Source organism: Thermomonas sp., from assembly GCF_025993755.1.
In the GTDB taxonomy this organism is placed as follows: domain Bacteria; phylum Pseudomonadota; class Gammaproteobacteria; order Xanthomonadales; family Xanthomonadaceae; genus Thermomonas.
Genome location: NZ_JAMQHN010000012.1, coordinates 22,962 through 34,708, shown reverse-complemented (window position 1 = coordinate 34,708; position 11,747 = coordinate 22,962). Strand labels below are relative to the sequence as shown.

Below are 11,747 nucleotides of genomic sequence, written 5' to 3'. Positions count from 1 at the left end.
TTCGACCCCTACGCGCGTTCCACCAAGCAGGGGGGCGCCTGGATGGACACCTACGTCGCCCAGTCCGCGCTGACCGGCGAAATGCCGGTCGTCACCAACAATCTCAACATTCCCAAGCCCGAGGCCGGCAAACCGACGCTGCTGACCTGGGACGAGGTCACCACCGCGTTCCACGAATTCGGCCATGCCCTGCACGGCTTCTTCCAGGACGTGCGCTATCCGTATTTCTCGATGAACGTGCCGCGCGATTTCGTTGAATACCCCTCCCAGTACAACGAGATGTGGGCGGACTGGCCGTCCGTCCTGGCCCACTACGCGCACGACTACCGCACCGGCGCGCCGATGCCCCAGGCGCTGCTGGACAAGGTGATCGCCGCCTCGAAGTTCAATCAGGGTTTTGCCACCACCGAATACCTGGAAGCGGCGATGCTCGACCAGCGCTGGCATCAGCTGCCGCTGGAGCGGATCCCGGACGCCTCCGGCGTGATGGCATTCGAAGCGCAGGCGCTCAAGGCCGACGGCTTCGACTACCCGCCGGTGCCGCCGCGCTATCGCACGCCCTACTTCAGCCACATCATGGGCGACTACGCGGCCGGCTATTACGCCTACATCTGGTCGGAAGTGCTGGCCGCCAACACCACCCAGTGGATCAAGGACAACGGCGGGTTGACCCGGGCCAACGGCGATGCGATCCGCGCCAAGGTGCTGGCGCCGGGCGGCCAGATCGACCCGGCCAGGCTGTTCCCGAACCTGGCCGGCCATGAGGCGACGATCGAGCCGCTGCTGGAGCGCCGCGGCCTGGATGTGAACTGACCGCGCGCAGGACACGCTTCCGCAAGACGCGTGAGGGCGCCCCCGGCCACGATTTGGCAGGGCGCAGGGCGCGCGCCCACAGGCTGCTTCACTCCGCGTGGAACAGCGGCCGGTACGCCTGCGCCACCAGCGGCCGCAACACGCTGGCCGGCACCTCCACGGACTGCTGTCCGGCATCGTAGGGCGCCACCTGCTCCGGCGGGAATACGAAACGCAGCGAACGGATGCTGCCGTCGGCATTCACCACCGGCTCGTAGCGGGAAAAATTGCGCACCTCCGGCGTGGTGCCCGCAGAGATCGTGGCGCTGGCCTTGCGCATGCGCTGCGCGCGCTGGTCGGGCGGCACATCATCCTCGTCCAGTTGCTGCGACAGCTGGGTCATCAACTGCTCGCGCACGTACTCGGACACGGGCTTCCAGTTCGCGGCATCCGGAACCAGTTGCTCGGCCGCGAGCATCTGCTGCATCTGCGGCAGCCAGACGAAGCGTTCGACCAAGGGCTTGCCGTGGGTGCCGCCGGTGTAGCTGGTGCCGTCCACGCCCACGACCACGACCCGCGGGGTTTCGACCAGAAGGGTGAACGGCAGGCTCAGGTCGAACGGCGCCTCCGGTTTCGCCCCGTGCAGCCCGTCCACCGCCTGCATCAACCGCGCCCGCGACGCCTCGGCGAAGTCGCGCAATGCGCGTGCCAGCGCCGGATACTTGCTGGCCGCCTGCGGATAGCTGATGCCGATGATGTAGGAAGGCGTGGTCTCGATGGTTTCCTTCAGCGTCACCGGGGCCTCGGCTCCCGGCTCCGCCACGGCAGCGGGCGCCGCCGGCGCCGGCGGATTCGCATCAGGACCGGATTGCCGCGCATCGCGATTACATCCGGCCAGCAGCCCAAGCGCCAGCACCAGCGCAACCTGTGATGGACGAGGATGGATCGGCAAGACGGGCACGACAGGCTCCAGGGCAACAAGCATCGGCATGACGCCACGCATTTTCCCACGACCCTCGTCTTTGGGAAGGGGCGGCTCCGTCTTGGCATGACATTCGATGTCGGCGCACGGCAGCAATCTCATGCCGGATGGAAGACCCGTCGCAGCCAGCGGCCCTCGGGGCAGCGCCGGAAGGGAGGCGCTGTTTTCCGCAAAAAAAGCCCGGCCGAAGCCGGGCTCTCGTTGACGCGGTGTTGCGACTTACGCCGCCTGCACTTCGTCCGCCTGCAGGCCCTTCTGGCCCTGCACGACCTTGAAAGTCACCTTCTGGCCTTCCTGCAGCGAGCGGAAGCCGGTGCCCTGGATCGAGCGGAAGTGGACGAAGACGTCCGGGCCGGACTCGGGGGTGATGAAGCCGAAGCCCTTGGCGTCGTTGAACCATTTGACGGTTCCGGACTGACGATCAGACATGTTGTTACTCCTGAAACAGTGGGTCATGGAAACACGATCCGAAAATTCGAACCGCGACTGTCGAGCAAGGGGTAACGCACACGATGTAGCGGATCGCAGCCGATCTACCGCATCGGGTCACGATGTACCGTGATCCCGCTTGAAACAGTGCGCGCACCTTACCCTGTTTTTGGGGGAAAGTGTGGATTTCAGCGCATTTTTTTCCAAGCCCGGCGGGACGGGGCGGAGGGCCGGCTCAACCGCCGCCACGCCTCCGGCTGTCGACGCCCAAGGCGCAGGTCCCCCTCAGCCGGTCAGCTGCTGCAGGAAATGCCCAAGCACCCGCGGCTGCAGCGCCAGCGTGAGCAAAACCCCATAGGCAGCGCCCCACAGGTGCGCGCTGTGATTGACGTTGTCGCCCCCACGACGATCCATCCACAGGCTGTAGCCGACGTACAAAACAGCGAACAGGATGGCCGGAATCGGGATCGGCAGAGGGAAGATGATCAGCTTCGACCAGGGGTCGAACAAAATGAAGGCAAACAAAACAGCCGACACGCCGCCGGACGCGCCTAGGCTCCGGTAGCCGGGATTTTTGCGTTGCACAATGAACGTCGGAAGAATCGAGACCACGATCGCCGACAGGTAGAACAGCGCATATCCCAGCGGCGAGAACCATGCCGAATACACCTGTTCCACCGCGCTTCCGAACGACCACAGCGTGATCATGTTGAACAACAGGTGGGTCCAGTCGGCGTGGACGAAGCCATAGGTCAGCAGCCGGTCATACTGGCGCCGGCGTTGAACCGCTGGCGGCCACAGCAACAACCGCTCCAGCAGCGTGCGGTCGTGGAATGCGCGCCAGGACACCAGCACGGTCAGGCCAACGACGATGAGGGTGACGGACAGTTGCACCTCAGCGCTCCGCCGCGGGCACGCGGGTCATGGCCACTCGCTCAGCCCCTCGCGTTGGTACAACGTCGCGAACGTCGGCCGCGCGGTCATCCGTCGCGCCAATTCGGCCAGGTGCGGAAATTCCAGCGCCGATGCCTCCATCTTGCGGCCGATCCGCATCAGCAGGACAAGGAAGAAATCCGGCACCGTCGGTTCGGCACCGAGCAGATACGGGCCATGGGCCGCAAGATGGGCGTTGATCCGCCGCCAGTGTCCGGCCAGACGCCGTCCGGCGTGCGTCTTGACCGCCTCGCGCTGCTCAGGGCCGGCCACCGGATTGGGAAACCACCACTGTCGCACCAGCGGCTGCACTTCGTTGGCCAGATCGAACATCCATTGCAGGAATTCAAACCGGCGCGGGTCGTCTGGCGCCGGCGCGAAACCCCACTGCGGATGCCGCTCGGCCAGCCACATAGCCAGCGCCGGCGCCTCGTGCAGCGCTTTGCCGTCGATCACCAGGGTCGGAACGACGCCGTTCGGATTGAGGGCCAGATATTCCGGCGATTTCTGTGCGTCGCTGTCGAAATCCACCCGCCGCAATTCGTAGTCCATGCCGAACTCGATCATCAGCCAGTGCACGAGGAAGCTGGCGGAACCCGGGGCGTAATACAGAACGGTGCGCATGACGGTTTTGCCGGAAAGGTTGCAGACATGTTCGCATGAACGGGGCAAGCGCCGCCCGCGCACCATGCCGGCAACGCTATCCTTGCCGGATGCGCAAATCCCCGACCCTCGTCTGGCTGCTCCTTGCCATTGCGCTGGTGTTCGGCTGGCGACAGCTGCAGACGAACACCAGCGCATCGACGCCAGACTGGATCAACGCGAGCGCCGATGTCGCAAATCCCGCAGGCGTCGGAATTACGCCTGCACCACGGGCCGATCCCGCCTCGCGCCCACCGTCGCCGGGTCTGCCGGACTTCCTGCCGCCTGAAGCGGGCGAGGTCGTTTCCCGCATCCGGCGCGGCGGACCCTTTCCCAACGCGCAGGACGGCAGCGTTTTCGGCAACTACGAAGGTCGCCTGCCCCGCCAGCCGCGCGGCTGGTATCGCGAGTACACGGTGCCGACGCCCGGCCTGTCGCACCGCGGCACGCGTCGCATCGTCACCGGCGGCACGCCGCCGCAGGTCTGGTACTACAGCGCCGACCACTACCGCAGCTTCCGCCGCTTCGACATCGAGGACGCGCCTCCATGAATCCGATTGCCCGCGATCTGGCGGACCCGGCCCGCAACGGCATTGCCAGCATTGCCGCGATCGAGATCGATGCGCTGAATGTCGCGGCCAATGCGGCCAGTCTGCAGGTCTTGCCCGTCGATCTGCGTGCCTGCCAAAGCAAGACCGGACTGCTCAAGCGCCTCGCCCGCGCGCTGCGCACGCCCGCGGAGCAAGGCCGGAACTGGGACGCGCTGGCAGACCAGCTGCGCGACCTGGGCTGGCTGCACGAAGCCGGCGGATACGTCCTGATGTTCACCCACGCCAGCGCCCTGCGCGCCCGGGATCCATCCAGCCTGACGATCTTGCTGGAAATCCTCGAGGATGCCTCACGGTTCTGGAAAGCACGCGGCATCCCGTTCCGCGCCGTCTTCACCTTGCCGGACAGCGCGCTGCGCGTGCCGGGGAATTCATCCGATCCGCGCTAGCATTGCCGCATGGATGCCTTGAACTCCGCGACGCCGCTGCGCGCCGCCACCCTGGACGACGTCCCCGCGCTGGTGGCGCTGGTCACGCGCTGCTATCGCGGCGAGGCCAGCCGCGCCGGCTGGACCACCGAGGCCGACCTGCTCGACGGCGAGCGGATCGATCCGGAAGTCCTGCGCGCGGACATCGCCAGGCCACAGAGCCGCGTGCTCGTCGCCGAGGATGAAGCGACACCGATCGCCTGCGCCCACGTCTGCCGCGACGGCGACGCCGGTTATTTCGGCATGTTCGCGGTGGCTCCCGAATTGCAGCGATCGGGGTTGGGGTCGAGGATTCTCGCGGAGTGCGAGCGCATCGCGGCCGACGAATGGCGACTTCCGGCGCTGCGCATGACCGTGATCGAACAGCGCCCGGAGCTGATCGACTGGTACCGACGCCGCGGCTACAGCGCCACCGGGGAGACCAGGCCCTTCCCCTACGGCGACCCGCGTTTCGGACTGCCGAAGCGCGACGACCTGCGCTTCGTGGTTCTCGAGAAGCCTCTGGTTGTGGAGTGCGCGGCATGAGCGGAGGATGGACCTTCGTCTGCACCACCGCCGAGCTGCTGCCCGGCGAGATGCAGGTCGCCTTCGACGAGGTCTCCGGCGTGCAGATCGTCGTATTCAACCTCGACGGCGACCTCTACGCCTACGAGGATCGCTGTTCGCACGAGGATTTCGAACTATCGGTCGGCCATTTCGATGCCGCCAGCGGCGAGATCGAATGCGTACTGCACGGTGCCCGCTTCGACGTGCAGGACGGCCGCGCGCTGTGCGCCCCGGCACACGAGCCCGTGATCAAGTTCCCGGTCAAGGTCGAAGACGGCCGGGTGTATGTGCGCGACGATCGCGACGATTGAGATGCCCGAGGAGCCACGCCGATGATTGCATGGTGGGAAATGGGGCTGCGTCTGATCCTGGCGGCCGCGCTCAGCGGGGTCATCGGGGTCAACCGCGAGCACCACGAATGGGCGGCGGGTCTGCGCACCCACATGCTGGTCTGCGTCGGCGCTGCGCTCACCATGCTGGTGTCGACCTACGGCTTCCAGGACGTACTCGGGCGCCCGGCCATCGTCCTGGATCCTTCCCGAATCGCCGCGCAGGTCATCAGCGGCATCGGGTTCCTCGGCGCCGGCACCATCCTGTTCCTGCAGCGCGAGCAGGTGATCCGCGGCCTGACGACCGCAGCAGGCCTGTGGGCCGTTGCCGCGGTCGGCCTGGCCTCCGGCGCCGGCATGTACCTTGCCGCCGCCCTGGGCACGGCGCTGATGTGGATCATCCTGGCCATCCTCAAGCCGCTGGAGCGGCGCTATCTGCGCCGCAATTTCCGCAACAACCACGTCCGCCTGCGACTGGCGGGCGGCACGCCGCTGGCGCGGCTGGAAGAAGCCATCGCCGACGCCGGACTGGAAATGTCCACCGTCACCTTGCGCCGCGACGGCGACGGGCTGGACGTGGTTGAACTCGAATGCGACCCACCGCGACCCCGCGCCGAACTTCTCGCCAAGGCGGATGCCCTGCGCCGGATGGAGGGCGTGGTGGCGGTGGAAGTCGGCAACCTGAACGCTGCGCCGTCGCCCGACGCTCGAGAGTGACGACAACCGGATTCGCGCCCCCAGGCGGCCGCGGACTGCGGTGACTCTGCATCGGTTCGAAATCCTCGTGTCTGGATTTTTATTGCACATGCGAATCGCTCGCATTATCATTTGCGCAAACGGCGACCCGATGTCGCCTCGGACACAAGGGATCCCATGTCGTCGCACCCGTGCGCGCTGTCGAGTGCAACCCTCACCCTGACCGTTGGTCTGAGCCTGTGCATGCCCGCCCTGGCGGGTACCGGCACGGACCGGCCGGAGGCCGTCCAACCGACGACGGGAACAGCAGCCGCCAGCCCGTCTGCAGATATCGCAACGCCGCAGGCCGCGCAGAACGACGGCACCACCCAGCTGGACGGCGTGGTGGTGATCGGCCAACGCTACCTGCCCGACTACAACGTGCGCAGCACCCGCGGCGCGACCCGCACCAATACCGCCCTGCTGAACGTACCGCAGGCAGTCACCGTCGTCACCGACAAGCTGGCCGCCGATCAGGCCATGCACAGCCTCGGCGACGCCTTCCGCTACATGCCTGGGATCGGCACCGCACAGGGCGAAGGCAACCGCGACACGCCGGTGATGCGCGGCATCAGCACCACCGGGGATTTCTACGTCGACGGCATCCGCGACGACGTCCAGTACTACCGGGACATGTACAACCTCGACCGGATCGAGGCGCTCAAAGGGCCGAACGCGCTGGCCTTCGGACGCGGTGGCAGTGGCGGCGTCATCAACCGCATCACCCGCGCCGCCGATGGCATGGAACATCGCAGTGGCACCGCCCAGTTCGGCTCCGGCCTGCGCCGCCGGGGAACCATCGACTACGGCATCGGAATCGGCGATGCCGCGGGTTTCCGCATCAACGCCGTCTATGAGAATTCCGACAGCTTCCGCGACGACGCCTACCTGAAGCGCTACGGCATCAACCCGGCGTTCAACGTCGACTTCGGCGGCTCGACTTCGCTGCTGCTCTCCTACGAGCGCTTCCACGACAGCCGCACTGCCGATCGCGGCGTGCCTTCCTTCCAGGGGCGCCCGGTCGATGTCGACCCCTCGACCTTCTTCGGCAATCCCGACGCCAGCTTCGCCACCGCCGACGTCGACGCCTTCGACGCCACCCTACAGCACGCCTTCACCGGAAACCTGAGCCTGCGCAATCATCTGCGCTGGGCCGACTACGACAAGTTCTACCAGAACGTCTACCCCGGTGCCGTCGGCGCCGGCGGCACCACGGTCACGCTGTCGGCCTACAACCATGCGACCCGGCGCACCAATGTCTTCAACCAGACCGATCTGGTCTGGGAGACCTCGGGCATGGGAATGCGCCACACCGTGCTCCTCGGCAGCGAGCTCGGATACCAGGCCAACGACAATTTCCGCATGACCGGTTATTTCGCACCCGGAGCCAACGTGGTCTCGCTGGCCTCGCCCAATGTCGACGTCGCGGTCGATTTCCACCAGAGCGCGACCGACGCCGACAACCACACCACTGCCAGAATCGGCGCGATCTACCTGCAGGACCAGATCGAGTTCTCGCCGCAATGGCAGGCCATCGTGGGCCTGCGCTACGACGACTTCCGGGTCGACTTGCGCAACAACCGCGACGGCCAGGTCTTCCGCAGCCGCGACCACATGCTGTCGCCGCGCGCCGGCCTGGTCTTCAAGCCGAGCGCCGATGTCTCGATCTACGCCAGCTACAGCCGCGCGTTCCAGCCGCGCTCCGGCGACCAACTCGCCTCCCTCACCGCCAGCAACGCGGCGCTGAAGCCCGAGAGCTTCCGCAACCGCGAAATCGGTGCCAAGTGGGACATCCGCCGCGACCTGCAGGCCAGCATCGCCATCTATCGGCTGGACCGCGGCAACGTCGCCATCGTCGACCCCAACGACGTCACCCGCATGTTGCTGATCGACGGCCAGCAAACGCGCGGCGTCGAGCTCGGCCTGGCCGGGCGCATCACCGATGCCTGGCAGGTGATGGGCGGCTACGCCTGGCAGTCCGGCGAAATCACCACGACCCAGTCGGCGACGATCCTCAAGGGCAACCGCCTGGCGCAGCTCCCGCGCCATTCCGCATCGCTGTGGAACCGGTACGACTTCACGCCGCGCTTCGGCGCCGGCCTGGGCATCGTCTACCGTGGCGCCCTGTACGCCAACGTGGACAATCAGGTGACCCTGCCCGCCTTCACCCGCGTCGATGCGGCGCTGTACTGGACGGTCACGCCGACGATGGAAGTCCAGGTCAACGTCGAGAACCTCGGCAACGTGCGCTATTTCGCCAGCGCCCACAGCAACAACAACATCAGCCCCGGCGCGCCGCGCAGCGCCTGGGTGACGGTCAATTACAGGTATTGATCCTCAAGCTGCGCCTCCGTGCGGATTCCAGCGTGTCCGAGAAGATCGCCGCAGCTGGACAACGACGGGATTCAGTCGCCCGCGGTGACGTTGCCAGTCAAAACAGGTGCGGCACGTCCCTGTGCCGCCGCAGCGTCGGTTCCTTCGTCGCCGCGTTGACTCCGGGTTCCGCGCTCAGGCGCAAGCGCCGTCACGGGTCCCTTGATGGGTCCGAATCTCGCGAATGTGCGCCACCAGCGCTTCCCCGCTGGCATCCAGCGCAAACCGGACACGATCGTTGCCACTGGCGCACAGGATCGCGGTATCGCCCGGATCGATGACGCCCAGCCCGGACTCGTCGGCGAATCGCCCCTGACCCGTGAGCAAATGCACCACCCAGGTTTCGCCTGGCGCCGCGAACAGCACCATGGTTCCTGCCAGCGGCCGGCGCCACAGGCAGGCTTCGATCTCGCCGCGCTTCCACATCAGGTTGAAATCGCGGCTCTGGCCGTCGATCGGTTCACCGACCAACCGACGCTCTCCCGGGAAACGCAGTGCGCCATAGGGCGGCAGCAGTTCGCTGACCTGGCCATCGTCGAAGCGCAATCGCATCCCATTGCCCGACAGCAGCACCAACTCGCGATCCACGCCCGGATAGGAGGAAAACGGCGCGGCGACTTCGATCTCGGCGATCGACAGCCGCCAGCGCCAGTCTCCGGCGGTCGGCTCGCAAAGGATTTCCGAAGTCCTGCCGGCGCCGTTCTTCCACGGCATCCGGCGATAGTCTCCGGAGCGGAGGATCCTTGCCGCCGGCGCAGGCATTCCCTGCGCTGCGACGACGGTCACGTCCTCTCTCCTCGGCTTGACGACCGCCAGCGCGTTCATCGCCGTGCCACGGATTGCGGTGCGCGCGCGGGAGTGGCCTGCCCGGCCGGCTGCACCGCGGGGCGTGCCGTCCCGATGACGATCCGGTCGCGGTTGCGTTCAACGGTTTTCAGGCCGATGCCCTTGACCATGGCGAGTTGTTCGGGGCTGCGGAAGGCGCCGTTGGCGCGGCGGTATTCGACGATGGCCTGCGCCTTGGCCGGCCCGACGTTGACCAGCACGCGATCCAGGGTGGCGGCGTCAGCGGTGTTGATGTTGACCGTTTCGCCGGCGATCGCGTTGCCGAGCAGGGCGAACAGCAGGACGATCGAGGACAGCAGGGTGGACAGGGACTTCATGGCTTGCTCCTTGCGGTGGGTGGCTTCCGGTCCGCGTCTTGCGGCCGGTGAGTGCAGCTTGCCCATCGCGATGGAGCCAAGGTATCGGGAAGGCGCCCGAAGGGCATCAGACTTTCACCCCGACAACGGGTAGGAAAAGTCTGATCCCGTCGGGGCAAGCCGGAAACAGGACTCCGGCATCACGCGCTACAATGCAAAGTTGTTGCGAAATCCAAAGGAATGTCATGTCCAGCAGCCCGTTCGATGCCGCCAGAGCAAGGGAATTCATCGCCGCCAAATGGGACAGCGAAATCGTCCCGACCCTGGTCGAGTACATCCGCATCCCGAACAAGTCGCCGCTGTTCGACGTCGATTGGGTGAAGAACGGCCACATGGATCGCGCGGTGGCCCTGCTGGAGGGCTGGGCCAGGGCGCAATCGGTGGCGGGCATGCGGATCGAAGTGGTGCGACTGGAAGGCCGCACGCCGCTGATCTTCATCGAAGTGCCGGCGTTCAACGGCGGCAGCGACGAGGACTGCGTACTGCTCTACGGCCACCTCGACAAGCAGCCCGAAATGACCGGCTGGGACGAGGGCAAGGGGCCGTGGACGCCGGTGCTGGAAGGCGACCGCCTGTACGGTCGCGGCGGCGCCGACGACGGCTACGCGATCTTCGGAGCGCTGACCGCGCTCATGTCGCTGCAGGCCCAGGGCACGCCGCATGCGCGCTGCGTGGCGCTGATCGAAGCCTGCGAGGAGTCCGGCAGCAACGACCTGCCGGCCTATGTCGATCATCTGTCGAGCCGCATCGGCAAGACATCGCTGGTGGTGTGCCTCGATTCCGGCTGCGGCAATTACGAACAACTGTGGTGCACGACCTCGCTGCGCGGCATGGCGGGCGGCAACCTCACCGTCGAAGTGCTCTCGGAAGGCGTGCACTCCGGCGATGCATCCGGGATCGTTCCGTCCAGTTTCCGGATCCTGCGCGAACTGTTGTCGCGCATCGAGGACGCCGGCAGCGGCAAGATCCTGATCGACGCCATGCACGTCGAAATTCCCGCCGATCGCCTGCAGCAGGCCCGGAAAATGGCCGAAGCGCTGGGCGACGAGGTGTTCAGCAAGTTCCCGTTCCTTCCCGGCATGTCGCCGATGGGTACGGATCGCGTCGAGCTGGTGCTCAACCGCACCTGGCGCCCTGCGCTGTCGATCACGGGGGCCGATGGCCTGCCGCCGCTGGCGTCGGCCGGCAACGTGCTGCGCCCGTCCACCTCGCTCAAGCTCAGCCTGCGCCTGCCGCCGACCCTGGACGGCAAGCGCGGCGGCGAGCTGCTGCAGGAAGCCCTGCTGAAGGATCCGCCCTACGGCGCACGCATCACCCTGCATCTGGAAAAGGCCAGCACCGGCTGGAACGCACCAGCCATGGCCCCGTGGCTGGAGGATGCGATCGAGCAGTCGAGCCTGGATTTCTTCGGCAAGTCGGCGATGTACATGGGCGAAGGCGGCACGATCCCGTTCATGGGCATGCTCGGCGAGAAGTATCCGGACGCGCAGTTCATGATCACCGGCGTGCTCGGCCCGCACTCGAACGCGCATGGCCCGAACGAGTTCCTGCACATCCCGATGGGCAAGGCCGTGACGGGCTGCGTCGCACGGGTGGTTGCCGAGCACGCGGCGGCCAATCGGCACGATTGAACCTTCGCCGGATTCCACGGCAAGACAGGGCATATCTCGACAGTCGCCGGGATTCCTGGATCCTTGAAGTGGACGGTTTGAGAAGCACGCGGATCGGCGTCTTGCCGCCGGGGTGTT

13 protein-coding genes and 1 pseudogene are annotated in these 11,747 nt (G+C 66.4%); 8 read left to right on the top strand and 6 right to left on the bottom strand.

All coding sequences use genetic code 11. The features are described 5' to 3' along the window. The coding region (locus tag Q0X16_RS00915; RefSeq protein ID WP_297829671.1) for a M3 family metallopeptidase at positions 1 to 813 on the top strand (813 nt) is incomplete at its 5' end. 88 nt (positions 814 to 901) lie between these two features. Here Q0X16_RS00915 and Q0X16_RS00910 read toward each other — a convergent pair. From Q0X16_RS00910 to Q0X16_RS00895, 4 genes are all read right to left on the bottom strand, one after another. Continuing rightward, positions 902 to 1,783 carry a DUF3298 and DUF4163 domain-containing protein gene (locus Q0X16_RS00910; protein ID WP_297829670.1) on the bottom strand — a complete coding sequence of 294 codons (882 nt, stop codon included), beginning with the start codon at positions 1,781 to 1,783 and terminating at the stop codon, positions 902 to 904. A gap of 210 nt (positions 1,784 to 1,993) precedes the next feature. Continuing rightward, complete coding sequence (locus Q0X16_RS00905) at positions 1,994 to 2,203, bottom strand: cold-shock protein (RefSeq protein ID WP_297829668.1); 210 nt, start codon at positions 2,201 to 2,203, stop codon at positions 1,994 to 1,996. A 285-nt stretch (positions 2,204 to 2,488) separates the two neighbouring features. Continuing rightward, entirely contained in the window at positions 2,489 to 3,091 is a 603-nt protein-coding gene (locus Q0X16_RS00900; protein WP_297829678.1) for a rhomboid family intramembrane serine protease, read from the bottom strand. A 33-nt stretch (positions 3,092 to 3,124) separates the two neighbouring features. Further along, positions 3,125 to 3,760, bottom strand: coding sequence for a glutathione S-transferase family protein (locus Q0X16_RS00895; protein ID WP_297829666.1), 636 nt, complete (start codon positions 3,758 to 3,760; stop codon positions 3,125 to 3,127). A gap of 89 nt (positions 3,761 to 3,849) precedes the next feature. On the opposite strand from Q0X16_RS00895, the gene Q0X16_RS00890 reads away from it, so the two are divergent. The 6 genes from Q0X16_RS00890 (at position 3,850) to Q0X16_RS00865 (ending at position 8,758) form a co-directional block, all read left to right on the top strand. Continuing rightward, a complete protein-coding gene (locus Q0X16_RS00890; RefSeq protein WP_297829664.1) occupies positions 3,850 to 4,329 on the top strand; it encodes a ribonuclease domain-containing protein in 480 nt (159 codons plus the stop codon). Then, on the top strand, positions 4,326 to 4,775 hold the full coding sequence (locus Q0X16_RS00885; RefSeq protein ID WP_297829662.1) for a barstar family protein: 450 nt from the start codon (positions 4,326 to 4,328) through the stop codon (positions 4,773 to 4,775). The genes Q0X16_RS00890 and Q0X16_RS00885 overlap by 4 nt, the downstream gene beginning before the upstream one ends. Positions 4,776 to 4,784: 9 nt before the next feature. Next, entirely contained in the window at positions 4,785 to 5,339 is a 555-nt protein-coding gene (locus tag Q0X16_RS00880) for a GNAT family N-acetyltransferase (RefSeq protein ID WP_297829660.1), read from the top strand. Further along, positions 5,336 to 5,671: a non-heme iron oxygenase ferredoxin subunit gene (locus Q0X16_RS00875; RefSeq protein ID WP_297829658.1), complete on the top strand. Its 336-nt coding sequence runs from the start codon at positions 5,336 to 5,338 to the stop codon at positions 5,669 to 5,671. The genes Q0X16_RS00880 and Q0X16_RS00875 overlap by 4 nt, the downstream gene beginning before the upstream one ends. A gap of 21 nt (positions 5,672 to 5,692) precedes the next feature. Beyond that, entirely contained in the window at positions 5,693 to 6,406 is a 714-nt protein-coding gene (locus Q0X16_RS00870) for an MgtC/SapB family protein (RefSeq protein ID WP_297829656.1), read from the top strand. Between the two features lie 156 nt (positions 6,407 to 6,562). Then, on the top strand, positions 6,563 to 8,758 hold the full coding sequence (locus Q0X16_RS00865) for a TonB-dependent siderophore receptor (protein WP_297829652.1): 2,196 nt from the start codon (positions 6,563 to 6,565) through the stop codon (positions 8,756 to 8,758). A gap of 174 nt (positions 8,759 to 8,932) precedes the next feature. Here the strand turns inward: Q0X16_RS00865 and Q0X16_RS00860 are convergent, their stop codons facing one another. Together Q0X16_RS00860 and Q0X16_RS00855 are read right to left on the bottom strand one after the other, a co-directional pair. Continuing rightward, a complete protein-coding gene (locus Q0X16_RS00860) occupies positions 8,933 to 9,559 on the bottom strand; it encodes a HutD family protein (RefSeq protein ID WP_297829677.1) in 627 nt (208 codons plus the stop codon). A gap of 59 nt (positions 9,560 to 9,618) precedes the next feature. Beyond that, positions 9,619 to 9,960, bottom strand: coding sequence for a ComEA family DNA-binding protein (locus Q0X16_RS00855; RefSeq protein WP_297829649.1), 342 nt, complete (start codon positions 9,958 to 9,960; stop codon positions 9,619 to 9,621). 224 nt (positions 9,961 to 10,184) lie between these two features. Between Q0X16_RS00855 and Q0X16_RS00850 the strand changes: the two are divergent. Continuing rightward, positions 10,185 to 11,615 (top strand): annotated as a pseudogene (locus Q0X16_RS00850) (M20 family metallopeptidase); the annotation flags it as partial. Positions 11,616 to 11,747 lie beyond the last annotated feature (132 nt).